The sequence below is a fragment of the Actinomyces lilanjuaniae genome, from assembly GCF_003606385.1.
Classification (GTDB): domain Bacteria; phylum Actinomycetota; class Actinomycetes; order Actinomycetales; family Actinomycetaceae; genus Actinomyces; species Actinomyces lilanjuaniae.
This window is the reverse complement of sequence record NZ_CP032514.1, coordinates 552,716-578,839: the sequence shown is the minus strand read 5'-3', so window position 1 is coordinate 578,839 and position 26,124 is coordinate 552,716. Positions and strand designations below refer to the sequence as shown.

At 69.7% G+C, this 26,124-nt stretch carries 13 protein-coding genes and 1 pseudogene; 4 read left to right on the top strand and 10 right to left on the bottom strand.

Features of this window, described 5'->3' with window-relative positions:
* Positions 1 to 101: 101 nt before the first annotated feature.
* The 9 genes from D5R93_RS02505 to D5R93_RS02465 form a co-directional block, all read right to left on the bottom strand.
* Positions 102 to 1,544, bottom strand: a complete 1,443-nt coding sequence (locus tag D5R93_RS02505) for a restriction system modified-DNA reader domain-containing protein (RefSeq protein ID WP_120203651.1) — start codon at positions 1,542 to 1,544, stop codon at positions 102 to 104.
* Positions 1,545 to 1,672: 128 nt separating this feature from the next.
* Positions 1,673 to 4,450, bottom strand: a complete 2,778-nt coding sequence (locus tag D5R93_RS02500) for a transglutaminase TgpA family protein (protein ID WP_162933786.1) — start codon at positions 4,448 to 4,450, stop codon at positions 1,673 to 1,675.
* Positions 4,451 to 4,488: 38 nt separating this feature from the next.
* Positions 4,489 to 5,790 (bottom strand): DUF58 domain-containing protein, encoded by a 1,302-nt coding sequence (locus tag D5R93_RS02495; RefSeq protein WP_120203646.1) that lies wholly within the window; start codon positions 5,788 to 5,790, stop codon positions 4,489 to 4,491.
* Between the two features lie 78 nt (positions 5,791 to 5,868).
* Positions 5,869 to 6,969 (bottom strand): AAA family ATPase, encoded by a 1,101-nt coding sequence (locus tag D5R93_RS02490; protein ID WP_119836368.1) that lies wholly within the window; start codon positions 6,967 to 6,969, stop codon positions 5,869 to 5,871.
* Between the two features lie 70 nt (positions 6,970 to 7,039).
* Positions 7,040 to 9,748 (bottom strand): pyruvate, phosphate dikinase, encoded by a 2,709-nt coding sequence (gene ppdK, locus D5R93_RS02485; protein ID WP_119836367.1) that lies wholly within the window; start codon positions 9,746 to 9,748, stop codon positions 7,040 to 7,042.
* 387 nt (positions 9,749 to 10,135) lie between these two features.
* Positions 10,136 to 11,215: a putative glycoside hydrolase gene (locus D5R93_RS02480; protein WP_120203644.1), complete on the bottom strand. Its 1,080-nt coding sequence runs from the start codon at positions 11,213 to 11,215 to the stop codon at positions 10,136 to 10,138.
* Positions 11,212 to 13,605, bottom strand: a complete 2,394-nt coding sequence (gene pelF, locus D5R93_RS02475) for a GT4 family glycosyltransferase PelF (protein ID WP_243106897.1) — start codon at positions 13,603 to 13,605, stop codon at positions 11,212 to 11,214. The genes D5R93_RS02480 and pelF overlap by 4 nt, the downstream gene beginning before the upstream one ends.
* On the bottom strand, positions 13,602 to 15,050 hold the full coding sequence (locus tag D5R93_RS02470) for a hypothetical protein (RefSeq protein ID WP_120203642.1): 1,449 nt from the start codon (positions 15,048 to 15,050) through the stop codon (positions 13,602 to 13,604). Before D5R93_RS02470 ends, pelF begins: the two co-directional genes overlap by 4 nt.
* Positions 15,051 to 15,335: 285 nt before the next feature.
* Positions 15,336 to 17,933, bottom strand: a complete 2,598-nt coding sequence (locus D5R93_RS02465; RefSeq protein WP_119836364.1) for an ATP-dependent Clp protease ATP-binding subunit — start codon at positions 17,931 to 17,933, stop codon at positions 15,336 to 15,338.
* Positions 17,934 to 18,600: 667 nt separating this feature from the next.
* On the opposite strand from D5R93_RS02465, the gene D5R93_RS02460 reads away from it, so the two are divergent.
* The 3 genes and pseudogenes from D5R93_RS02460 (at position 18,601) to betT (ending at position 24,164) form a co-directional block, all read left to right on the top strand.
* Positions 18,601 to 20,130, top strand: coding sequence for an aldehyde dehydrogenase family protein (locus tag D5R93_RS02460; RefSeq protein WP_120203639.1), 1,530 nt, complete (start codon positions 18,601 to 18,603; stop codon positions 20,128 to 20,130).
* A gap of 136 nt (positions 20,131 to 20,266) precedes the next feature.
* Positions 20,267 to 22,033, top strand: coding sequence for a choline dehydrogenase (gene betA / locus D5R93_RS02455; protein ID WP_120203637.1), 1,767 nt, complete (start codon positions 20,267 to 20,269; stop codon positions 22,031 to 22,033).
* Positions 22,033 to 24,164, top strand: a pseudogene (betT, locus tag D5R93_RS02450) (choline BCCT transporter BetT). The gene betA and the pseudogene betT overlap by 1 nt, the downstream one beginning before the upstream one ends.
* 83 nt (positions 24,165 to 24,247) lie before the next feature.
* Here the strand turns inward: betT and D5R93_RS02445 are convergent.
* The gene (locus D5R93_RS02445; RefSeq protein WP_119836360.1) at positions 24,248 to 25,207 is read right to left on the bottom strand and encodes an NAD(P)-dependent alcohol dehydrogenase; all 960 of its coding nucleotides are present in this window, start codon (positions 25,205 to 25,207) and stop codon (positions 24,248 to 24,250) included.
* A gap of 273 nt (positions 25,208 to 25,480) precedes the next feature.
* Here D5R93_RS02445 and D5R93_RS02440 point away from each other — a divergent pair, with 273 nt between their 5' ends.
* Positions 25,481 to 26,107, top strand: a complete 627-nt coding sequence (locus D5R93_RS02440; RefSeq protein ID WP_119836359.1) for a TetR/AcrR family transcriptional regulator — start codon at positions 25,481 to 25,483, stop codon at positions 26,105 to 26,107.
* The last annotated feature ends 17 nt before the right edge of the window (positions 26,108 to 26,124 follow it).

The following is a 26,124-nucleotide window of genomic DNA, read 5'->3' as shown; positions in this document are numbered from 1 at the left end:
CACGTCAGTCGTTCTGTGAGCGTCCTGCGAGGATGCGGCAGACCTCGCGTGCAGGCTACGGTGACCGACGGGAGCCCTGCCAAGGGCGTGCCGGAACCACGTCACGACGGCGACCGGCGCAGGTCCTCACGCAGGTCCCCGAGCTGACGGCCACGCACGCCCAGCCTCCACACGCGCCACCCGTCGGCGTCGTCCACGCCCTGGGCGGCATTGGCGGCAGAGGTGGGGTCAGAGAAGGTACGACCGTCCACCAGGGTGATGATGCCTCCGGCAGACAGGACAGCCTCGTGGTAAATGCCCCGACGCAGCCCCTGCCAGATGATACGCGTGGGACCCTCCAGGTGACGCGCGATCGCCGCCAGGTCTGCGGCATCCTGTGCCGCCACCTCCGGGGTAGGGCGAGTGACCGCCTCCGCCTCGGCCTGGGCCGCCGCACGGCCCGGCGGGCTGACGGGCCAGGCCTGAGCCAGGTGCGCCGCCTCGGTGTCGTCCTGGGGCGGGGTGGAGACCGAGGGCGGCGTCAACGGCTGCACCGGTGCCTGCTCCTCACCGTCACCTGCGTGCCGGGAGGCCCCCGGTGCTGCCGCGTGCTGGCCGACGGCAGCACCATCCCACCCGGAGGAGCCCGGCGTACGGGTCCCCGCCACCGTGTCCCGCAAGCGGTGGCCGCGGGCGCGGGAGGCAGGCTCCTCGGCCTCCTCCTGGAGCCCCTGGGCGCCGTCGCGCACACCAGCCGTGCCCGCTACCGGCGTGGAGTCCGCTGCACCTGCTGTACCTGTCTGCGTCCCGGCTGTCTGCTCCTCAGCCACAGCCTCCGCGCGGAAGTAGTCTGCTGGCGGGGCCGACCCCTGGCCAGGATCAGCGGGCTGCCGCGGGGCGACGACCTCGATGGAGCCCGTGACCGGCTGGGGCCTGGCCTGCTGCGCCTGCGCAGCCCTGGTACCGGGACCGGTCAGGCCAGGGCGCTGAGGACGAGCCACCAGCAGCGGGCCGCCACCGCTCAGGTCGCTCATCCGGACCTGCTCAATGACCACGACCACCCGGGACTCGTCTACGACCCGGGTGTCAACCTCGTAGAGCTCGACCCCCGAGCCCATCAGCACCGACATGCTGGAGCGGACGTCAGGCGCCAGGGACGCCGCCAGCAGCGTCAGGCGCGGGCCGGACTCTACCTGGGAGGGCATGGCCTCGCGGAACTCGTTCCAGTCCTCCCGGAAGGCCGCCAGCCCGCCGGCGTAGCGGCTGGCCAGCTCACGCCGCCCGGCGGCCGCGGCTGCCGTCAGACGGGACATCGCCGACATCAGGCCCGCGGCGTCAACCGCGCTGAGGACCTCTACCAGGACCACCTGACCGGTCGCGTCCAGGGCGGTCAGGCTCTGCCCGTGGTCCACCTCGCTCCACCCCAGGGGAAACAAGGGTCGACGCAGCACGTCGACAACCTGGCGCTGGATGGCGGCAAGGCCGCGAGCCCGGGTCTCAGCATCCGTGGGGCGGCCGAGCCGTACCGGGAGGAGGTGGTTGCCATCGAGCTCGTACATGGCCATAGAAGGTCTGCCTTTCCTCGTCGTCGTGCCCGGCCCTCCGTCATGCGGAAGGCACCTGGCACGCCCCAGATGACCTGGGTCCCGGCAAAGAATCCTCTCGCGCGAGACGGAGGACCGTGTCCGGGGCGTTATTCCATCCTCTCACGCCCGTGGACATGTTCCGGGGATTCTCGGGTGGGCGCCGCCCGCCTGTCTGTGTCGCCGTCCCGGCGACCCGGTGACGCAGCACCACGACGGCGATCTGACTGTAACACTGACCGTGGCAGGTCAGGGTGCGGCAGGAGGCTTGCAGGCAGCACCACGGCCAGGAGCCGACGCCACCTCCCCGCAGCACTGCGCAGCCCGGCACTGGCGGTGCTGAGCCCCTCGTCGGCCTCCCGCCTCCCAAGAGCCTCGTGAGCAGGCTCAGCCTCCTGCCGGGTCGGGGGGCCGTAACGCTCCGCGACAGCCCCGGCAGCCAGTCGGGGGACCGCCTCCCGCGCCCGCCTGAGCAGGTCCCCGGTGTCCGGGTCCGCACCCTGCGGCTGCCGGGTAGGGGAGGATAGGGCCGCCACGAGCCGCTCAGCCACGGCCTCCTGCGTGCGCGCCCTGCCCACCGGCGCCCGGCTCAGGAGCCGCAGGTCGGTTCCTAGCGCCACCAGCTCCTCCCAGGCCGCTGCCGCAGGGTCCCGGCCTGAGCTCACCCGCCGACGACGTCGGCGCCCGGCTACCGCACGTAGCAGCCCCGGAGCCAGGAGGCAGGCAAGAAGCACCGCGAGCACCACCACGGCGCTCCAGCGCGACGCCGACGTAGCCGACGCGCGCACCCCCGCCTGCGGCGCGGAGGCGCCCTGGGCCTCGGCAGCCGAGGGCGTCCCCGGCTGGGAGGCGGGCTGGCCCGGGGTGGGCTCGGCCGGGGAGGACGTGGGAGGCGCGGACACGGCGTCCTGGCCCTGCTGGTCCGCCTCCACGCCCGACCCACCGGGCGTGGGCTCGAAGGCGACCCACCCCTCCTCCTCCACCCACACCTCGGGCCAGGCGTGGAGCTGGTCGCCCCTGACCTGCGTCCACCGGCCCGGTCCCGCAGCAGCAGAGGCGTAGCCCACGGCGATGCGTGTGGGCAGGCCCAGCGACCGGGCCATGACGGTGAAGGCGGAGGCATAGTGGACGCAGTAGCCACGACGCTCCTGGAGGAAGGTCGCCACGGTTTCCATGGCTGAGCCCCCCTCAGCGCCCTCGCCGCTATCTCCGCCAGAACCTCCGCCAGAACCGTCGTCTGTGCCGTCTGTGCCACCGGGGGCCGACTCGTCGTAGACGAAGCCCTCCCCCCGCAGCCAGGATGCCAGCGCCGCCGCCCGGGAGGCGGCGTCCTCACCGGCACCGGCCTGAGCCACCGCCTCACGCGCTGCCTGGGCGGCCGCGACCGGGGTGTCCTCAGGGAGACGGGTGTAGCGCTCCAGCACGTCCCAGGACGCGGCGAAGGCGACAGGCACCTGCGCCGCCGGGTGCCCAGAGGCGTCAGCGACGGCGTTCCAGCCCACAAGCGTGTAGGCCGTCCCCGACCCCAGGGTGGTACCGACGCCTGTGGCCGTGGAGGTCCCCTCAACCCAGCGCCACGCCTCCAGATCAGCCTCCAAGTCAGCCTCGACGTCAGGATCGGCGTCGAGGTCCAAGCCCGCCCCGCTACCCGTGGGAGACGGGGACGGCGCACTCTCCTGCCCCTCGGGGCTCTCCTCCACACCGGTGCTGACGTCCTCACCGGCTCCGACCACCAGGGCCGTGGACTGGAGGACAGGCAGGTGGTCGGTGCGCAGGTCCTGCACGCGCACCTGTAGCGCCGTGACCGCACCGGCGCCGTCCCCCGCGGTACCGACCAGGTGGTCCAGGTCTGAGCCGCTCAGCCCGGAACGAGCCACGGCCCCTCCCGCTGTCAGGGCTCCCTCTCCAGAGGAGTCCTGGAGCCGGGAGACCTGCGTGGGGCCGGGGCTGCGCTCCGGCTGCCAGGAGGTCCCCTCCAGGTCGGCGACAACGGCGAGGGGCAGTCTCAGGCTGGTGCCCGTCTCCAGGTCACCCGTGTAGGACAGGACCGTGGTCCCCGGGCCTCGAAGCAGGTCCCGGGACAGGGTCAGCCCCAGCTCTGGCTCACTCGTCCGTGCCCTCACCGGTGCCCACACCTGCTCCGTCACCACGGGAACCGCCCCCGTCAGGGCGATGGACACGACCACGGCAACCGCCCCCATGACCAGGCAGAGCCTGCTCCGTGCCGCGCTGGGGCCGTGGGAGGCTCCCGGGTCGTGGCTGCGTGAGGGCCAGTAGCGCTCGGGGGCGGAGGTGACCACCAGGGCGGTCAGGCACAGCGCCACGCCCACGAGGCACAGCCGTGGCGGCTCCTGGCCCCTGACCACCACGGGCACAAGGAGGGCAGCGGCTGGAACCAGCCCGGTCAGCCCGACGACGTCGGCCCCACCCGCTGACACGAGAGCACAGGCCCACGACAGCAGCAGGCAGACGATGAGGAGCCCCGAGCCCAGGGTCGCAGAGACCTCCAGGGGTGGTACGCCTGTGGCCAGCTCCTGACCTGCCAGACGCGCCGCCCCGACCGGGTCGTGCCACCACACTGCCGCACGCGACCACCCTAGGACGGCAGTCAGCACGCAGGCCGCCGACACCAGCCCCACCACCAGTCCCAGGGCCGGGCGGGAGGGCCGAAGGCCGCGCGCCACCCCCGGGACCACCACGGCCGAGGCGGTCACGGCTAGGACCTGGTACTGCCAGGCGCCCGGGAGCAGCACCGGCTCGACCGCACGCGCCCCGAGCCACCACAGTGTGGTGACAAGGAGCGCCGCCAGGAGCGGCTGCCAGCGAGCAGGCTCGGTCAGGACACGGGTCGCAGGGCTGAGCGGGCGCAGCCGGGCCGCAGGGCGCACGGGCTGCACACCTGCCCTGCCACGTCCCGGCCTGGACCTCACCTGCCGCCTCCCTCCTGGACGGCGGGCACACGCAGCACCTGCCAGCCCTGCGGGACCTCGCCGACAGCCCCGCAGGCCGCCGGCTCCTGCCCACCGCCCGCCGTGCCGCCGACAAGAACCAGGGTCCCGTGCACGGAAGGGTCCAGGAACGAGTAGCCGACACCGCTGCCGCGGTCACCACCGGCAGAGCCCTGCCTGCCTTCCTGCGCCCCGGGAGAGGCAACCGCCTGGACGACGACGTCGGCGGCGAGGCCTGCCCGGAGCCCGGCCTGGACGCCCTGCTCCCGCAGCGCGGCCGGGGCCAGCGAGGCGACATCGCCACCGTGCAGGTCCAGCTGCGCCAGGACTCTCAGGAGAACGACGGAGCACGCCCCCTCCGCCTCCCACTGCACAAGACTGCCCCCGTCGGCCCCGTCGGCCCCGTCGGCTGCGGCGGGAAGGACCAGCACGGCCAGACCCAGGTCACGGTACCGGGCGGACCACTCCTGGATGATCCCAGCCGCCACGGATATGGCGACCTCAGCGTCCTCGTGGCTGGCACAGACCCCGGGTCCCGCCAGGAGGGCCAGACGTGCCCGGGGACGGGACTCGCGCTCCCGGTCGCTGACCAGGAGACGGTCGGCCCGGGCAGACTGCTTCCAGTGGACAAGCGCCAGCATGTCACCAGGACGGTAGTCGCGCAGGGTGCCGGGCGGCTCCCCGCCCTCGCTGCCGTGCTGCTCCCCCGGTGCAGGCCCCGGCACCACGGCGAGCTCCTCCTCCAGGGCCACCGGCCGGGGAAGCACCAGGAGCGTGGCTGACACGCCCAGCGGCAGGCTCCCACGAGCCAGGCCCAGCGGCTCCCACAGGACAAGACGCGAGACGCCCACGACCGCAGGACCGCGCCGAGCGGCCTCCAGCCCCAGCACACAGCCCCGGCGGTCCACAGGCGCCAGTGTAGAGACGCCGTCCACCCTCCACAGGACCCAGGCGGGCACGGCCACGGGCAGCCGCAGCCCCACGCGCACGCCCACCAGCACCCGTTCTCCCACCTGGGGCAGGGCGGGCAGGTCCAGCTGCACCCGGGGGCGGGCCACGGCACTGACCAGGGCCGTGCCACCCACAACGGACAGGGACACCAGGACCGGTGCCGCCAGGACCAGGGCGGCGCAGGCAAGCAGGCGAAGACCCGTCAGCCACCAGGCACCTGCTAGGACAGCCCCTACCGCTACCAGCCCCCAGCCCTGAGGCGTGGGGGCGGCCCAGGGGACGCCCCATCGCGCCCGGAGACGGTGGCGCTGCACCGCAGCAGTACTCACCGGGCTACACCTCCTGCACCTTCCGCCCGCCCGCCTGCCGGGCACCCGTGAGCAGGGCAAAGCCCGGACCGGGACCCGTCACGAGCCCGGGACCGGTGTGCGCGACACGATCTGTGCCAGGACCTCACCGGCTGCCTGGTGCGCCTGGGCCGCTGAGGCAAACCGGTCGGCAGGCACCAGACGATGGGTCAGGACCGCGTCAGCGACCTGGGCGACGTCGTCAGGAGAGACGAAGTCCCGCCCGGCTGCGGCCGCCCGGGCACGGGCCAGGCCAGCCAGCTGCAGGCCCGCCCTCGGGCTGGCCCCCAGGGCCAGGGCTCGGTCGTGACGGGTCGCCGCGACCAGGGCCACGATGTAGGCCGCGACCGGCTCGGCCAGGTGCAGGCGGGCGACAGCGCTGCGCGCCCGGCGCACGTCCTCGGCACAGGCCAGTGGCCTCAGCGCCTCCAGCGGGTCCGCGCCAGCGCGGTCGGTGTGCATAGCGGTCTCCGCCGCTACGTCCGGGTAGCCCATGGAGATACGGGTCATGAAGCGGTCGCGCTGGGCCTCTGGAAGCCGATAGGTTCCCTCCATGTCCAGGGGGTTCTGGGTAGCGACGACCATGAAGGGATCGGGTAGCGCCAGGCTCCGGCCCTCCACGCTCACCTGGTCCTCCCCCATGGCCTCCAGGAGGGCGGACTGGGTCCGCGGGGTCGCGCGGTTGACCTCGTCGGCGACGACAATGTTGGCAAAGACCGGCCCGGGGTGGAAGCGGAAGTCCCTGGTGGACTGGTCGTAGACGCTGACTCCGGTGATGTCAGCAGGCAGCAGGTCCGCGGTGAACTGGATACGAGACACGCTCAGGTCCAGGCAGCGAGCCAGCGCCAAGGCCAGGGTGGTCTTTCCCACTCCCGGGACGTCCTCGATAAGAAGGTGTCCACCAGCCAGGAGGGTGGCCACAGTGGTCTGCACGGCCTGGGCCTTGCCGACCACGACCGACTCCACCTGCTGGCACAGGGCCCGGGCCAGGGCAGCCAGGGTCTGGGGAGACGACCCCTGCGCGCCCGGCTCCCGAGCGCGCGCACGCAGGTCGGCGGGGGAGACCAGGCGTTGAGCGCCCCTGCCCGCGCCAGGGCCGGGAAACGGCACCGAGGCTGGGGACACGGCAGAGGACGCCGCGGAAGACGCTGCGCTGGTCATGGCATGATCATGTCATGACCAGCGCAGCACTGGGCTGAGGCGTGCGCCCCAGGCACGCACCGCCCGGCGCCTACTCCCCTGCCGACGAGAGCACCGCCGCGCGTCCCGCCTCCAGACGCGCCACCGGCACCCGGAAGGGCGAGCAGGACACGTAGTCCAGGCCCACACGGTGGAAGAAGCCGATGGACTCCGGGTCGCCCCCGTGCTCACCGCACACGCCCAGCTTGAGCCCGGGCCTGGCGGAGCGTCCCCGCTGCGCCCCGAGCTCCACCAGGTGGCCCACCCCGCGCTCGTCAACGGTCTCGAAGGGGGAGACGCCAAAGACCCCCTCCTCCAGGTACTCCTTGAAGAAGGTGCTCTCCACGTCGTCTCGGGAGAATCCCCAGGTGGTCTGGGTCAGGTCGTTAGTGCCGAATGAGAAGAAGTCCGCCTCCTCCGCGATCGTGTCCGCGCTCACCGCCGCCCGCGGCAGCTCGATCATGCAGCCTACCGGGAAGGCCAGCTCGTACCCGGTCTCCGCGGAGACCTCGGCCAGGACGGCCTCAGCGCGCTCCCGCGCGATCTGGAGCTCACGGACGCTGCCCACCAGCGGGATCATGATCTCCGGGAGCGGGCTACCCCCCTCCCGAAGCCGCTCGACCGCCGCCTCAGCCACGGCCCGCACCTGCAGCTCGATCAGCCCGGGCATGGTCAGCAGGAGTCGCACGCCGCGCAGCCCCAGCATCGGGTTAGCCTCGTGGTAGCGGCGCACCACCGCCAGCAGCTCCTCTTCAGCAGGGTCCAGGGTGCCGCGCTCGCGCTCCAGGGCGACCTTGACGCTCAGCTCGGTGAGGTCAGGGAGGAACTCGTGCAGCGGCGGGTCAATGAGACGCACCGTCATGGGGCGCCCGTCCATGGTCTCCAGCATCTGCACGAAGTCGCCCTTCTGCAGCGGCAGGAGCGCCGCCAGGGCACGCTCGCGCTCATCCTGGTTCCCGGCCAGGATGAGGTTCTGCACGTAGCGCTTGCGCTCCCCCAGGAACATGTGCTCGGTACGGCACAGCCCCACCCCCTGGGCGCCACGGTGGATGGCGTGACGGGCGTCGTCGGGGGTGTCCGCGTTTGCTCTCACCTCCAGGCGGCGGACCTTGTCCGCGTGGCGCATGAGCCGGTGCACGCTGGTAACCAGCTCACGGGTGTCCACGCCGCCAGCCGCCTCCAGCGCCTCCTCCAGGCCACGGCGCAGGTAGGTCATGACCGGGGAGTCCACCACCGCGACCTCCCCGAGGAACACCTCACCGGTGGTCCCGTCGATGGCGATGACGTCCTTGCCGGTGAGGACCTCCTCACGGCCAGCTACTCGCAGCGTCTTGGCCTCGGCGTCCACCTCCAGGGCCTCAGCACCACACACGCAGGTCTTGCCCATACCGCGGGCCACGACGGCGGCGTGGGAGGTCTTGCCACCCCTGGCAGTCAGCACACCGGAGGCGGCCACCATGCCGGGCAGGTCGTCCGGGTTGGTCTCCCGGCGCACGAGGATGACGGACTCTCCCGCCTCGGCGCGGGCCACCGCCTCCTCGTTGTCGAAGACGACGTAGCCCACAGCCGCCCCCGGGGAGGCGGGCATGGCCCGGGTGAGCAGGTCCCGGTCGGTCTCACCGTTGAACTGAGGGAACATCAGCTGGGTGAGCTGGTCGCCGGTGACACGGGTCAGGGCCTCGTCCATAGTGATGAGCTTCTCGTCCACCAGCTGGGTGGCTACGCGGAAGGCCGCGGCAGCGGTGCGCTTGCCCACCCGGGTCTGCAGGAGCCACAGGCGGCCGCGCTCAATGGTGAACTCGATGTCGCACAGGTCGCGGTAGTGGGTCTCCAGCTTGCGCATCGCCGAGCGCAGCTCGTCGTAGGAGGCCTTGTCCAGGTGCTCCAGGTCAGCCAGGGACAAGGTGTTGCGGATACCCGCGACGACGTCCTCACCCTGGGCGTTGACCAGGTAGTCCCCGTAGACGCCTGAGCGCCCGGTGGAGGGGTCGCGAGTGAAGCACACCCCGGTCCCTGAGGTCTGGCCCATGTTGCCGAAGACCATGGTGCACACGTTGACAGCCGTGCCCAGGTCGTGGGGAATCTTCTCCCGGCGACGGTAGATGTGGGCGCGCTCGGTGTTCCAGGACCGGAAGACAGCCTCGGTGGCCATGTCGAGCTGGGCGCGCGGGTCCTGGGGGAAGTCGATACCCGCGTGCTCACGCACGATCGTCTTGTACTCCTCCACCAGCTCGGTCAGCGCCTCCACCCCCAGCTCGTAGTCGAGGCTGACGCCCCTGGCCTCCTTCTTGGCCTCCAGAGCGTCGGAGAAGTGGTCGCCGTCGATGTCCAGGACGGTCTTGCCGAACATCTGGATGAGACGTCGGTAGGAGTCCCAGGCGAAGCGCCTGTCCCCGCTGACGGCAGCCAGTCCCTCCACGGAGGAGTCGTTGAGGCCGATGTTGAGGACGGTCTCCATCATGCCGGGCATGGAGAACTTTGCCCCGGAGCGCACCGAGACCAGCAGGGGGTCCTGCTGGGCCCCCAGCCCGCGGCCGAGCTCCTCCTCCACCTCGCGCAGCGCGGTGGTGACCTGGACCGCCAGCTCGTCAGGGACCTCACCGTCAGCCAGGTAGGCGCGGCAGGCGTCCGTGGTGATGGTAAAGCCCGGAGGGACAGGCAGGCCCAGGCGGGTCATCTCAGCCAGGTTGGCCCCCTTGCCGCCCAGGAGGTCTTTCTGGTCCTTGTCCCCCTCGCTGAAGCGGTACACGTACTTGGGCATCCTTGCCTCTCTTCCCGGCGTGTTGTCGTTTCTGTGGTTGTCCGTGGTCGGTTACGGGTATATGCGGCTGCCTACGGCAGCCGCAGCCTCCAGCCGTGGCCACCACCCAGCTCACGGCCCACCGCTACGCACAAGCAGGTTCTACTTTAGTGTGACCTCAGTCCTAGGTACAAACTACTGTCGCTCACGGCGTTTCGTGGCGACTGGACCGCATCGTCTCTGGCCGAGTACCAGTCCCCCGAAGAGACCGACTACCTCCTGCCCAACCCGGCCAACGCGCGGCACCTGACCACCGGTCTGCTCCCGGTACGCCGTCCTTGGACGGTGCGCCCCTCAGACCAGACCGACCTTCCGCACAGCGGACCACGTGCGCACCCGCTCCTCTCCTCAGGGCCGCAGCGCCAGCAGCCCGTGGTGAGGTGCCAGCGCCACACGCCGGGGCAGGAGCTCACCATCGGGCCTGCCCTGGGGACCAGGACACACCATGCCGGGAGCCAGGTCCAGCTCTCCCCCCCGGTCCGGGTCGAGGACCACGGCCGCGGTCCCGCCCTCGAACTCCCGCACCCACACTCCTGCCTGGCGGTGGGGCGCCTCCAGCGGCGCCCCCAGGTCGGCGTCGAGAGCCGGGAACCAGGGCGTGCGGGAGTAGTCGTCGTGCCCGGTAGCCGTGTAGGCCCCCTCCCCCGCGCCAAACACCCAGAAGGCGGCCAGGCCGTACAGGGGGTGCGGGCTGCCCCCACCACCCCCGTCGGGCGTGCGCACCACGGACAGCCCGGGACCGTCGAGCTCGTGGACCTGGGCCAACGAGGTGGGCTCGTCAAAGAGCGTCGCCTCCCCCCAGCCGAGCCAGCACTCGTCAAAGCCCCCGCCCCAGGAGGCGTGGTACTCCCAGCGGCCGGGCTCGCGCCGCGCCTCGGCAATGTTGGGAACCAGGATCTTGCCGACTCCCGCCAGACCCCAGCCGACCTGCTCCACGAAGCCGTCCAGGACCCTGCGCAGGCTGGCGGCGTCCTCGACCCCCTCCAGGGGCAGGTCCAGGTCGTAGTAGTCCTCAAAGACGTCATTGTCAGACATCACGCCGTCAAAGGCGGTGTCCGCGATGTCCTCACAGACCTGCTCCACCCAGCGCACCCGATAGCCCGGGTCCCACACCCGCGCCTGGAAGTGGCCGGGATAGCTCGACCACTCCACCAGGCTGCCGTCACGGCGCCGGGCGAGCCAGTCGCGCTGGCGCAGCTCGTCGAAGGTGAGGCCGGAGGCGCAGCGCTGCGGCGGCTCGAAGTCCCGGGCCGAGGACAGGCACCGGTAGGCCAGCACGGTCATGTCCGGCCGCTCCTGCTTGAGACGCTCAGCCGCCTGCGTCTCCCAGGGCTGGAGAATGGCCACCCGGTAGTGCCGGGCAGCGAAGTCCACCTCCTCACGCCCCAGAGGGTCCCCGTAGCGGACCCAGGCGCCGACTCCGCTCACGCGCGCGCTCCTTTTCTCCCGGTCCTGCCTGCCCCGCCCTGACGGTACACACGGTTGTAGGCAGCATTGACCTTGTCTAGGTTGTAGGCGGCTTCAACACGGCCCCGCGCCGCCAGGCACAGCTGCTGGTACAGGTCCACGTCCTGGATGATCTCCTGGACCTTGTCCGCCATGAGCACCGGGTCTCCTGGCTCGATAATGGTGCCGCACGGCCCCCACACCGTGCCGTCCTCGGCGACGATCTCGTCGGCGACCACCGAGCGCACCGCCCCGACGTCGGTGCTGACGGTAGGGATACCCGCCCCCATGGTCTCCAGCGAGACCACGGGAAGACCCTCGTTGTAGCTGGGCAGGACAAAGAGGTCGAAGTCCGGGAGGTGCTGGCGGACCTTGATCGTGCCTCGGATCGTGATGACCGACTCCAGCCCCAGCTCGACGATGCGGTTGAGGCACTTCTCATAGTAGGAGGGGTGGTGCTCCGTAGGCCCGCAGACGTCCAGGTGGATCCTCAGTCCCCGGTCCACCATGGTCCTCACCGACTCGATCATGTCCACCAGCCCCTTGATGGGCACGACCCGGGCGATGTAGACCAGCTTCCACAGGTGGTTGTCCGCCCCCTCCTGCCTGATGGCCTGCACAGCCCTCATACGGGCGGCGTAGGAGGCGTCGAACTCGCTGGTAACGATGCCGTTGGGGATAACCACCGCCTTGCTGGCGTCGCCCCCGAGCTCGGTCGCCTCCGTGATCGCCCGCGGGTAGAGGTAGGTGGTGGCATATGCGTAGGGGTAGCACAGCCGCCCCATCTCCAGCCACCACGCCATCCACATGCGCTGCCTGCCGGTGACGTCAAAGGTTCGGTAGTCGTTGAGCGTGATGTCGTAGTCCAGACGGCGGTCCAGGAGGGTGTTGACCGTGTCGCGGACGTAGAGGTTGTGCTCGGTCAGCAGGAAGGAGGTGCCGTGCTCCTTGGCTGCGTTGACACTGAGCAGGGCGGCGTACCCGGTGGTGTGGGCGTGGTAGACGGCGGCACGCGGCATCGACTCCGACAAGACTGCGTAGGCCAGGGAGAAGAAGTCGCGCAGGCACCAGAAGACCTCGGACATGGGCATGTCCAGGTCAGGCATTCTCTCCCGGTAGACCTCCATGAACTCCTGGGTACCCAGGATCGCCCACACCGGGTAGCGCCGGGACCCCCCGCCCAGGCCCTCGGTGATAATCTCCCACAGCGGCTCGGTGCGCCCCTCGCTGGCCAGGGCGATGAGAGAGTCCACCAGGCGCGCCGACAGGGTGCGCCGCTGACGACGGCTCATGCGCAGGTCGCGGGGGCGCGCCCGCAGAAAGTCCTGCTGGTGCTCCTCCATGGACAGGTAGAGGACCCGGACCCAGGCGACGTTGCCCGGCATCCCGTAGAGGTCGCGGCTGGGGGCGTGGGAGTCCCAGGTGATGTGGATGATCCCGAAGGTCAGCTCGGGGTTGCCGGTGATGATGTCGTGCACGACGGCGGAGACACCACCCTTGAGGTAGGGGTAGGTGGATTCCATGACGATGGCGACGTCCACGTCCTGGTAGAAGCCGTCTGCCGGGACGCCGTCAGGCAGCCGGGAGGCGTCGTCCCCACCGTGCAGGGACTGCCCAGCATCGGCAGCACCGCCGGCCTCCGTGATGCTGCCGGCGCCACCACCGGGCGCCTGACCGGAGGGGACCAGGGTCGTGGCCGAATGCGTCTCCCCGGGTGCCGACTGCGGGGCGGCAGGAGGCGACAGGACAGAGCTGCGAGAGTCCCCCGGCCCCTCGGCCGGGCGGTGCTGAGTCGGCAGCGGGCTGTAGGGGGAGGTGAGGTCGGGCGCAGCGGCAGCGACAAACCCGTAGCCGCTGGCGTCCGGCGTCATTCCCGGTGCCACCCCCTGCCTCGGTGAGGCGGAGAGCGGGATCGACACAGGTTGCCGCACCGATGCGGGCTCAGGACTTACCGGGGTCGAGGGGGTCGTTCCGGCAGCAGCGGGACGCACGTGGCGGCCTGCGTGCCAACGTCGCTCTGCGGAGGGGGATGCAGCAACCCCCCTGCCCCCGTCCTTCTGCTGACCCTCAGGCTGAGACGGGGCCGTACGCCCGGCGAGGCGCTCGCGGGGGGTGCCGCTACGCGCAGCGGGGTGCGCACGCGCAGGCCGCTCGGTGCTCAGCCACATGCTGTCCGGGTGTCGGGCCACGTTCCCGTCACCGGTGCCCAGCACCTGCGCGGCCGCTGCCCGCCCGCTAGTGTCCAGCACCGGACCAGCAGACACCTCAGTTGCCGAGGGCTGCGCTGCGGGTAACGGTGCGTAGCCACCCGCAGGAGCCGAGTAGTAGGAGGGCAGGCTCTCCAGCCGTGCCCGATAGGACGAGGAGCTCACCAGGACATCGCCTTTCCCCAAAAGAAGGAGTACTCGGGAGAGGCCCAGCGTCGGCGGTAGACGACCAGAGCCACTAGGCACAGGACCAGGTCGACACCCACCAGGACCTGGTAGGCACCTGTGCCACCCAGATGCAGCAGGAGCCCGGCAGCCGCAGCGACGTGCGCACCTGACAGCAGCAGGGCCGAAGCCTGGTCGCCGATATGGTCGATCTCGTAGGACAGGAGCGTGAGGACGGTGAACAGCAGGGAGGAGGAGGCGACAGCAAGCACCAGCGGCACCCGGGCAGGGTCCAGCAGCGCCACCACCGTCACCTCCACGACCACGGCGCCCGCGCCCACGGACCCGGCCCGTACCAGGCTCGCGTCCAGCAGGTGGCGCAGCACCTTGCCCCGGGCACGCAGCCCGGTCATGTCGTCCTCGTTGAGCTGGGCCTGGAACAGCGCGATCTCCGTGTTGAGCCGGGGTGAGGTCACTGCGAAGTAGTAGCAGTAGGCGACGACGGCAGGCTGGAGGCACAGGTAGACCAGCGCGACCTCAAAGTCCTGACGCACCGCGAGGAACAGAAAGAACTTGTCCGACCACAGCACGCCGCCCAGGACCATTCCCCGGGCCATGTCCTGGAGCAGGGGCACCGCGGGCACCGGGCTGGGACGCACCAGCTGCCTCAGTGCCGCTCCCATCGGGACGACCTGGCTGAGCGTGCCCGCCAGGGGCGGAAGGAACCACCACCCCGGCGCGGCGAGGAGGGCAGCCGCGTAGCAGAGCCACCCGAAGGCCCACAGACGTCGCCGACCCGCCACGTCAGCCACGATGAGCGACTGGACAAAGACCACGTGGAGCAGGAGGAGGAGCAGGTGTGCCGCCACAGCGGCAGGCTGCCAGCGGGTCACGGCAGCCATCACCAGCACGACTGCGAGCGTAGGAACGAGCGCCCAGGCGAATAGGGCGGGCCACACCGAGCAGTAGCGCCTCAGAAGAGCCGCAGGTCCCCGCCCGATCGAGTCACCCAGGAGCCGGTAGACAGGGTTGCCGGTGACCTGGCTGAGCCAGGGCACCGCCACCGACACGCTGAGGATGATGACCTGGAGGTTGACACCCCCCGCTGAGTGCGCGGACACACGACCAGCCACCACCGGGAAGGCTAGACCCAGGAGGATTGCCGGGGACATGGCCAGGACCATCGTGACGGCCCAGCCCCGACGGCCGCCGTGAGGCAGGACGCCCCACTTCAGGGCGGAGGTAGGCGGTGCCGTGACCAGCCCCAACGTCGTCCCCAGCGCGACAAGGCCAACCAGGGCAGTAGCGGGACGGGGCCAGCCGAGCAGGGGCAGCACAGCCACCAGGACGCAGGCACCCACGACAACCGCCGCCGCGTTGGTGGTACGCAGCAGCGGACGCCGGAACCTGTTGATGTGCCGTGGAGCGTATCTGGACTGAGTCATAAGGCCTGTTCGTCGACGAGCGGCGAGCCCAGATACCTGGGTCGTGCCTGTGGGTACACGGCCGCGGCCGTTGCCTAACTGTAACGGTCCAGAGATACCCAGGGCGGTAAGGTGGGAGGCATCGGGCCATTCTCACACCATGACGCTCCTCCCATGGAGTTGCCGTCACGCGTGCAGCCCCGCCGTGACAGGTCACGTCGTAGGAATCAGCCCTCCGAGAAAAGCCTCACGGCCCGGACAGGCGGACGCCCGTCCGAGCCGTGAGTGCCTACATCACAGGATGCCTCAGTAGGCACCCCCAGGAGCTGGCGCGGCGCCCTCTCCACCGCCCACGGGTGTCCTCGGCGCCCCCACAGGAGTACCGGCAGACCCAGCGGAGGAGGCGATCTTCTCCGCCTCACGTACCGCAGCCGCCTCACGCTCGGCCGGGGTCCAAGGCACGCCACGGAAGATGAACTCCCCGAGGATCGACTCGCCCTCGGCGTCGACCACCACCTTCTGTCCGCGCTCGATCTCCCCGAAGAGGATCTTCTCGCTCAGGGCATCCTCGATGTCACGCTGGATAGCACGGCGTAGAGGCCGCGCGCCCAGGACGGGATCAAAGCCACGCTCGGCCAGGAGCTCCTTGGCGGCGTCGGTCAGCTCGATGGTCATCTCCTGCTCGGCCAGGCGGCCCGCCAGGCGGGTGATCATGAGGTCCACGATCTGGCGGACCTCCTCCTTGGTCAGCTGCGGGAAGACGATGAGGTCATCCACGCGGTTGAGGAACTCAGGCCGGAACTGCTGCTTGAGCTCACGGTTGACGTGGGCCTTCATCTCCTCGTAGTCCATGGCGCCAGACTCCGTGGACTGGAAGCCGGTAGCCACCGACTTGCCGATGTCCTTGCTGCCCAGGTTCGTGGTCATGATGATGACGGTGTTCTTGAAGTCCACCACGCGCCCCTGGGCGTCGGTGAGGTGGCCATCCTCCAGGATCTGCAGCAGTGAGTTGAAGATATCGGGGTGGGCCTTCTCCACCTCGTCGAACAGCACCACGGAGAAGGGACGGCGCCGCACCTTCTCGGTCAGCTGCCCGCCCTCGTCGTAGCCGACGTAGCCGGGGGGTGCTCCAAAGAGGCGTGAGACGGTGTGCTTCTCGGCGAACTCGGACATGTCCAGCTGGATGAGGGCGTCCTCGTCGTCAAAGAGGAACTCCGCCAGCGCCTTGGCCAGCTCGGTCTTGCCCACGCCGGTGGGGCCGGCGAAGATGAAGGAGCCGCCAGGACGCTTGGGGTCCTTCAGGCCCGCGCGGGTGCGCCGGATCGACTTGGACAGGGCCTCAATCGCCTTGTTCTGACCAACGATGCGTTTGTGCAGCTCGGTCTCCATGTTGAGGAGCTTGGCGGACTCGGCCTCGGTCAGCTTGACCACGGGGATGCCGGTGGACATAGCCAGGACCTCGGCGATGAGGTTCTCATCGACCTCGGCGACCTGGTCCAGGTCGCCGGAGCGCCAGGCCTTCTCCCGGGAGGCGCGCTCCTCGGCCAGGCGGTGCTCGTCGTCACGCAGGGACGCGGCCCGCTCGAAGTCCTGGTCGTCGATCGCCGACTCCTTCTCCCGCTTGACCTCGGCGATCTTCTCGTCGATGTCGCGCAGCTCCTGGGGCGCGGTCATGCGACGGATGCGCAGGCGCGCGCCGGCCTCGTCCACCAGGTCGATAGCCTTGTCCGGCAGGAAGCGATCGTTGATGTAGCGCTCGGAGAGCTTGGCGGCAGCCTCGATAGCGTCATCGGTGATGACCACGCGGTGGAATGCCTCGTAGCGGTCCCGCAGCCCGGTGAGGATGCCGACCGTCTCCTCGATGCTCGGCTGGTCCACAGTCACCGGCTGGAAGCGACGCTCCAGGGCGGCGTCCTTCTCGATCTTGCGGTACTCCTCCAGGGTGGTAGCGCCGATGGTCTGGAGCTCACCACGGGCCAGCATGGGCTTGAGGATGCTGGCGGCGTCCACGGCGCCCTCGGCTGCCCCCGCCCCTACCAGGGTGTGGATCTCGTCGATGAACAGGACGATGTCCCCACGGGTGCGCACCTCCTTGAGGACCTTCTTGAGCCTCTCCTCGAAGTCACCACGGTAGCGCGAGCCCGCGACCAGGGAGCCCATGTCCAGGGAGTAGAGCTGCTTGTCCCGCAGCGACTCAGGGACGTCGCCGTGGACGATGGCCTGGCTCAGCCCCTCCACGACGGCTGTCTTGCCCACGCCGGGCTCCCCGATGAGGACGGGGTTGTTCTTGGTGCGGCGGGAGAGGATCTGCATGACCCGCTCCATCTCCTTGTGGCGCCCGATGACCGGGTCCAGCTTGCCCTCACGGGCCGCCGCGGTCAGGTTGCGGCCGAACTGGTCCAGGATGGCGCTGCCCGACGGCGTGCCCTCCTTGGAGGGGCCGCCCGCGTTGACAGTCTCCTTGCCCTCGTAGCCCGACAGCATCTGCAGCACGGTCTGGCGGACGCTGGAGAGGTCCCCGCCCAGGTTGGTCAGCACCTGCGCGGCAACGCCCTCCCCCTCGCGCAGCAGGCCCAGGAGCAGGTGCTCGGTGCCGATGTAGTTGTGGCCGAGCTGGAGCGCCTCACGCATGGACAGCTCGAAGACCTTCTTGCCCCGGGGAGTGAAGGGGATGTGGCCGGTAGGGGCCGACTGCCCCTCGCCGATGATCTCCACCACCTGTGCACGCACGGCATCCAGGGAGATGTCCATGGACTCCAGAGCCTTGGCAGCCACCCCCTCGCCCTCGTGGATGAGGCCAAGAAGGAGGTGCTCGGTGCCGATGTAGTTGTGGTTGAGCGCCCGGGCCTCGTCCTGGGCCAGGACGACGACGCGGCGGGCACGGTCAGTAAAGCGTTCAAACATCAGTGGTTCCTCCTCGGCACGTGCTCGGTGCGGCACCCTCCTGCGTCTCAGGAAGCCAGGTGGCGGAGCGCCTAGGAGCAGAGGGCGCTTGGGCACGTGCTGACAAGGCTAACCAGGACGGACAGGGGCCCATGCCCCTGTTCGCGGTAGGCGTGAGGCAAGGTTGAGTCAGGGCGGCTCAGGAATAGGCGCGCCACCGGGCGACCGGGACAGGCTCGCCGCCCGACACGCATGCCGCCACATACCGGCAAGTTCCAGTGAAATTCATACCCCACTCCACCGGCCCACCGGTCAGCCGAACACGGCCGCAGAACGGACCACCCAGGCGGTATACGCAATCCGTCTACACATAAGCCTAACGCTCTCATGCAGCCATACAAATACAGTCGGTATAGCCCATAATGACGCCTCCCCCCTGCACTCAGCAACTATCGCCGCTAGGATGAAATCACTTCGTCACCACGGGCCCCGGCTCCTGCCAGCCGCTGCGGCTCCCCGGCCCCGGTCGCGCATGACAACTGCACAGCGGAAGGACCACCCAGAAGGACCTGGGTACGAGCAGCCTCACCAGGTCTACGACCGCATCAGCACCTCGACGTCCACCGACATCATCAGCCCTGAAGACACAGCAACATTCCAGACACCCGACCAGACATAGGGGGCAACCGTGACTCAGGAGACACAGGACACACTCGTCAACCAGCTGCTCATCGGCGGCCAGTGGACAGCCGCATCAGACGGAGGCACCCGGTCCATCGTGTGCCCGGCTGACGGGACACAGGTGGCCGAGGTCCCCGAGGCCACCGTCCAGGACGCCCGGGCTGCCGTGGCCGCAGCCCGCTACGCCTTCGACCACGGCCCCTGGCCTGGCACCCCGTCCCCCCAGCGCGCCAGGCTCCTGACCGCACTGGCCGACAGGCTCGAGACGGAGTCGGACGCAGTGGCCCGCCTGGAGTCGCTGGACACCGGCAAGCGTCATGTGGAGAGCCTTGTCGACATGGCCGACATCGTGTCCGTGTTCCGCCACTTCGCGTCCCTCGCCCAGGACGAGGCCGGCCGGGTGGTCGACACCGGGGTGCCCGACGTCGCCAGCCGTGTGGTGACCGAGCCGGTTGGCGTGTGCGCACTGATCACCCCGTGGAACTACCCGCTGCTCCAGACAGCCTGGAAGGTCGCGCCCGCCCTCGCGGCGGGCAACACCTTCGTCCTCAAGCCAGCGGCGCTCACACCCCAGACCGCCGTGTGGCTGTGCCGCACGCTTACCGAGCTCGGCCTGCCCGACGGTGTGGCCAACCTGGTGCTGGGCTCCGGCGGGGTCGTGGGCCCGGTCCTCACGGAGTCGCCCGACGTCGACCTGGTGTCCTTCACCGGCGGGCTGGATACCGGGCGGTCGATCATGGCCTCCGCCTCCGGCACGGTCAAGCGGGTGGCACTGGAGCTGGGCGGCAAGAACCCCAACGTCGTCTTCGCCGACGCCGACCTGGACGCCGCGGTCGACAACGCGCTCACGGCCGTCTTCCTCGACTCCGGGCAGGTCTGCTCAGCGGGTGCACGGCTGGTGGTCGAGGAGTCGGTCCACGACCAGGTGGTCGACGAGCTCGTCCGGCGGGCCGAGGCCATCCGTCTGGGTGGTCCCTTCGACCCCGAGGCGGAGACCGGCCCGCTCATCAGCCAGGCCCACCGAGACAAGGTGGAGCAGTACGTGGCCCAGGCCGTGGCCGAGGGCGCCGTCCTGCGCTGCGGCGGGCAGCGTCCCAGCGGCGCGGGGCTGGAGTCCGGCTGGTACTACCCGCCGACGATCCTGGACGGCTGCACCTCCGATATGGCCTGCGTGCACGAGGAGTCCTTCGGCCCCGTCCTCACCGTCGAGACCTTCAGCGGGTCAGCGCCCCAGGAGGCCGAGGACGCTGCGGTGGCCATCGCCAACGACACCATCTACGGGCTCGCGGGCGCGGTGTGGACCGAGAACGCCGGACGCGCCGAGCGCGTAGCCCGGCGGCTGCGCCACGGGACGATCTGGATCAACGACTACCACCCCTACGTGCCGCAGGCCGAGTGGGGCGGCATGAAGCAGTCCGGGGTCGGCCGCGAGCTGGGAGTCGCCGGCCTGGCCGAGTACCAGGAGCACAAGCACATCTGGCACAACCTCCGGCCGGCACGGGCCGGGTGGTTCGCCGACCCCTGCGCAGCAGGGTAGCCCCGTCGGCGCTACGCGGAGGAGGCGTACAGCAAGGCACATCAAAAAGGCACATCAAAGTCGCAAAGTACAGCAGCCTGCCCGCGAAGAGCACCAGGAAGCACAGGAAACACACCAAGAAGAGGGAGAAGCTCACGTGAAGAAGCGCTACGACTACGTCATCGTCGGAGGAGGATCAGCTGGATCGGCCCTGGCCAACCGCCTGTCTGCGGACCCCGCTACCTCCGTCCTTGTCCTGGAGGCCGGCCGCGCCGACTTCCTCCTCGACCCTCTTGTGCACATGCCGGCCGCGCTCATGTTCCCGGCTGGCAACCCCCTCTACGACTGGGCCTACGAGACGGACCCCGAGCCCTACATGGGGGGACGCCGCGTCAAGCACGCTCGGGGCAAGGTTCTGGGCGGGTCGTCGTCGATCAACGGCATGATCTTCCAGCGCGGCAACCCGGGTGACTACGACCGCTGGGCTGCCAGCCCGGGGATGGAGGAGTGGGACTTCGCCCACTGCCTGCCCTACTTCAGGCGCATGGAGACCCGCCGGGCCGGCGCCAACGCCTGGCGAGGTGGAGCGGGCCCGCTCCACCTGGACCGCGGCCCCGCCACCTCACCACTGTTCCAGGCCTTCTTCGAGGCGGCGGCCCAGGCCGGGTACCCGCATACCGACGACGTCAACGGCTACCGCCAGGAGGGGTTCGCGCCCTTTGACCGCAACACCCGGCACGGCTCCCGCTGGAGCGCGGCGCGCGCCTACCTGCGCCCGGTGCGCGACCGCAGGAACCTTGACGTCACCACCCTCGCGTATGTGACAAGGCTGACGTGGAGCGGCACCCGTGTGACCGGCGTCAACTTCAGCCGCCTGGGCAGGTACCACCACGTGGAGGCCGACGAGGTCATCCTGTGCGGTGGCGCCTTCAACACCCCCCAGCTGCTGGAGCTGTCCGGGGTGGGTGACCCCGGGGTGCTGCAGGCCGCGGGCGTGCGGCCGCGCGTCGAGCTGCCAGGCGTCGGTGAGAACCTGCAGGACCACCTGGAGGTCTACCTCCAGCACGAGTGCCTCCAGCCGGTCTCGATCGCCCCGTGGCTGAGGATGTGGAAGGCACCCTACATCGGCGCTCAGTGGCTGTTCCTCGACTCGGGCGTAGGAGCTTCTAACCACTTCGAGGGCGGCGGCTTCATCCGCACCAACGACGACGTGGCCTACCCGAACCTGCAGTTCCACTTCCTGCCCATCGCAGTGCGCTACGACGGCTCCGCCCCGGCCTCCAAGCACGGCTACCAGGTGCACATCGGGCCGATGAACTCCGACGTACGCGGCCGCATCCACATCACGAGCCCCGACGCCGGCGTGCGCCCGTCCATCCTGTTCAACTACCTGTCCACAGAGCGCGACCGACGTGAGTGGGTCGAGGTGGTCCGTGCCGCCCGCCACATCCTGGCCCAGCCGGCCCTGGCCCCCTTCGACGCCGGGGAGATCTCCCCCGGTCCCGAGGTCTCCTCCGACGAGGAGATCCTCCGCTGGGTCGCCCAGGACGCCGAGACCGCACTGCACCCCTCGTGCTCGGCGAAGATGGGCACCGACGACATGTCCGTCGTCGACCCCTCCTCCATGCGGGTCCACGGCACCCAGGGGCTGCGCGTCGTCGACGCCTCGGTCTTCCCGACCATCACCAACGCCAACATCTATGCGCCGGTCATGATGGTGGCGGAGAAGGCGGCCGACCTCATCACCGGCAGCACCCCGCTGGCACCCGAGCACACCCCGGTCTTCAAGGCCGACGGATCGATGCCGGCCTACCCGCCAGGGGACCCTCGCAACAACAGCTGGGACGCTCCCACGGAGCTCCCCAGCGCCGCGCAGGCCGAGGCGCAGCACCCGGCCTTAGCCCGCCATACCGGGGGTGCCTGATGAAGGAGGCGGGCCAGAAGACGAAACAACTAAGGGAAAAACCGGGAGACAACGACAAAGACGGAGGCAACCAGACACCACGACAACCAGCCCAGGGTGCCCGGCAGGCGGCCGTCCAGGACAGCCTGCCACCCGTCAAGCGACCCGTGCTTATCACCTCCCTGCTGGTCACTGGGCTCATGGCCACCTGGTGCCTGGCGACACCGACGGCGGCGGGCCGCGTCCTGGACACCACCGTGGTGTGGGCTGCCGACCACCTCGGCTGGTTCTACATCACACTGGCCACCGCAGCGCTGCTGTTCGTCATCTACGTGGGCTTCCGCTACGCCAGCGTGCGCCTGGGGGGTGACTACGACCGCCCCAGTACTCCACCTTCTCCTGGGCGGCCATGCTGTTCGCCGCAGGCATCGGCACGGACCTCATGTTCTACGCCGTCGCCGAGCCTGCGACACAGTTCCTCTCCCCGCCCCAGGTGCCCGGACAGACCGTGGAGGCCGCCCGTGAGTCGACCGTGTGGACGATCTACCACTATGGCGTCACCGGCTGGGGGATGTACGCCCTCATGGGGCTAGCCCTGGGATACTTCGCCCACCGCAAGAAGGCGCCGCTGGCCGTGCGCTCGGTGCTGGTGCCCCTCTTCGGCAAGCGAGTCCGCGGTCCCATCGGGCACTCGATCGACGTCGCGACGGTGATCGGCACGATCTTCGGTGTCGCCACCTCGCTGGGCATCGGCGTGGTTATGCTCAACGTGGGCCTGAACATCCTGTTCGGGGTGCCGCAGGGGCTCGGGGCCCAGACGATGCTGGTGGTCCTGGCGGTAGTCCTGGCCACGGTATCGGCTACCACCGGCGTCGACAGGGGTGTGCGCCTGCTGTCCCAGCTCAACGTGGCGCTGGCGATCGTCCTGGCCGGCTGGGCGCTGGTCACCGGCAGCACCACGTTCCTGCTGCGCGCCATGGTCATGAACGTCGGCGACTTCGTCACCATGTTCCCCGGGATGACCCTGGACACGATGGCCTACAGCTACCCGAGTGAGTGGATGCAGTCCTGGACGCTCTTCTTCTGGGCGTGGTGGATCGCCTGGGCCTCGTTCGTGGGCATGTTCCTGGCACGCATCTCCAAGGGGCGCACGATCGGCCAGTTCGTCCTGGGCACCCTGGTGATCCCCTTCTCCTACATCATCATGTGGATCTCGATCTTCGGCAACACCGCGGTGAAGCGGATCATGGACGGGGACTCCGCGTTCGGGCAGGCCGTGGAGGCCTCCCCGGAGCAGGGGTTCTTCGAGCTGCTCACCACGGTGCCGGGCACCCCCATGCTGGTCGCCCTGTCGACACTCGTAGGGCTGCTGTTCTACGTCACCTCCGCCGACTCCGGCGCCCTGGTCATGGCCAACCTGTGCAGCGAGCTGCCTACAGCCGACACCGACGCCCGCCCCTCGCTGCGCATCCTGTGGGCGGCGGTCACAGGGGCGCTGACGATCGGCATGCTGCTGGTCGGTGGCATCACGGCCCTGCAAAGCGCCACGATCATCATGGCGGTGCCCTTTGCCCTTGTCCTGGTGCTCGTCATGGTGGGCCTCAACCGGGCTCTGCGCGAGGAGCACGAGCACGAGCAGGCGGTCTACCGTTCTTTCGCGGTCCAGTGGACCAGTCCCGAGCCGACGATCTCGGTGGGGTCGTGGCGGCGGCGCCTGTCGCTGTCGCTGGGCTCGGTGTCCTCCCGCCAGGCCGAGCAGCGGCTCCAGAACGTCATCATGCCCGCCCTGGACGAGGTTGCCGCGGCCCTGCAGGAGCGCGGGGTCCCCGCCGTGGTCCGTGAGATATCGGACGGCCTCCAGCACGACGTCTTCAAGCGTGTCCAGCTGGAGGCGCTGTCACAGGACGAGGACGGCGAGGACTTCATCTATCCGGTCCAGATCCGGCGCTCGCGAGCCACCTCCTACGGTGCTCGCATGATCAGGGCAGAGGACACGACGATCCACCTCGAGGTCACGCTTGGGGAGGGGCTGAGCTACAGCATCTACCCCTACGAGGGCAACCAGATCTGCAACGACGTGCTCGACCACTACGAGCGCTACGAACTGGTGGCCGCTTCCAGGGAGGAGTCCCTGGAAGCAGAGCAGTACTGACCTCTGCTGGCCCTATCGGTGTGCCGGGACGCCTTTGTGGCACCCCGTGACGTGGGGAGCAGGCCCAGCAACCCCGGTGCCGCTCAGTGCTGCCCCACAACCACCACACGCTTTCCGCAGGCCGACCGCGCCTGCGCGTCCTCGTGCATCCGGGCGACGTCCTTGAGCTCGTAGCTCGTGTCGATGATGGGGACTAGCGACCCGTCGTCTACACGGTCGGCCAGCCAGGTCAGGTCCTCGGGCACCGACCTGGCCGACATCGTCCGGATCCTGGCACCGGGACTGAGGAGAGACAAGACGACCAGCGGTATCGCAGCCGGGGACAGCGCCATGACCTCGCCTCCGCGGGCAGTCGTCCTCCTGTAGGCGAGCATGCTGGCCCCCGCGGCGTTGACGACGGCGTCGTACTTCCTGGTGATCTGCTCCGGCCCACCAGAGTGGTAGTTGTAGAGCTGCCTCGCGCCAGCCCGCTCAGCCGCCTGACTCTGCCGACCGACCACCGCGTCCACCTCGGCACCGAGCAGGCGAGCCACCTGGATGGTAGCCGACCCGACCCCGCCATTGCCCCCGACGACCAGGACCTGCTTGCCGCTGCCCACACGCAGCGCCCGCAGCGCCTGCAGAGCGGTCAGCCCCACCAGCGGGAGCGCGGCCGCCTCACCCGGGGGTATGGTCCTAGGCGCCCTGGCTACCTGGTCAGCGCCAGTGGCCACGTACTGAGCCGCAGCGGCGGCCCGCCCCGGCGGCTTCAGGCCGGTGTAGCCCCACACCACGTCGCCGTCATCTACTCCTGCTGCACGACCACCGCCCTGCACAACCCTGCCGACGAAGTCCACCCCCGAGCCCTTAGGGAAACCGAACCCCATCATGGGCCGCATCCTCCCGGCCCGCCCGTCCAGGTCCAGCTGGTTGAGGCTGAACGCAGATACCTCGACCAGCACCTGCGCAGCCGAGGGGCTCGGCACAGCCGCCTGCCCCACCTCCATCACCTCGGGTCCGCCGTAGCGGCGGTACTGAACGGCCCACATCTGGCTCTCGTCCATCGAGTCCTCCTCAGACGATGTTTACGAAACGTATCGTAGCACCTCGATGGCGTGCCCCAGCCCTTCGTGAGCACACAGCAACGTGTCGCGTCGGAGTCGACAGGTCCGCGCCCGCCTCAGCAGGTGGCGCAGGCGCTGCCCACCGGGGTGCCAGCGCTGTAGTAGTCTGACTTTCCTCCCAGAACTGTGCGCCAGCGGCGATCACGGCGCGTGCACGCGCACCAGCGGAGCACCGCGGCACTGTTCATGACCACAAGGAGAGACCCCACCACCATGGACCCCGCAGAGCCACGCAGAACCAGCCACTACGCCTCGCGACGCGCCCACACCGATGCACAGCTGGCGGCTGCCGTCAGGGACCTCGTGGTCCAGCACGGCTACACGGGACTAACTATCGAGGGAGTCGCGCAGGAGTCCGGGGTAGCCAAGACCACCATCTACCGCCGGTGGGGCTCCAAGGCGGAGATGGTCTTCGACCTCATTCTCCACCCCACGGCACAGGGCGAGGATGGCCAGGCCGCCAGTGACCCGAGCTGCGTCCAGGACAGCATCCGGCAACTGGCGGAGAGCACTGTGACGATGATCGCCTCCCCCGTCGGCCTGGCTGTCATCCCAGGACTCCTGGCGGAGATGGCGGGCAACCCCAAGCTTCGCGCCTCCATGGAGAGCGTCCTGATCAAGAGTGCCCACGACGACATCTCCTCCGTCCTCAACGAGCCGGTCCCCCACCCTGTCAACATCAACGAGTTTCACGCCACCCTGCTGGGCGTCCCCTACGTCCGCCTCTACCTGCTCAACGAGAAGGACGTGGACAGGATCACCGACCAGCTCACCGACCAGCTCCTCCTCCTCATCGGTTTGCCTCCCCGACCCGATCCCGCCTCATGTCCCTCAGCCTGAGGGCTGAGCGCCCTCGA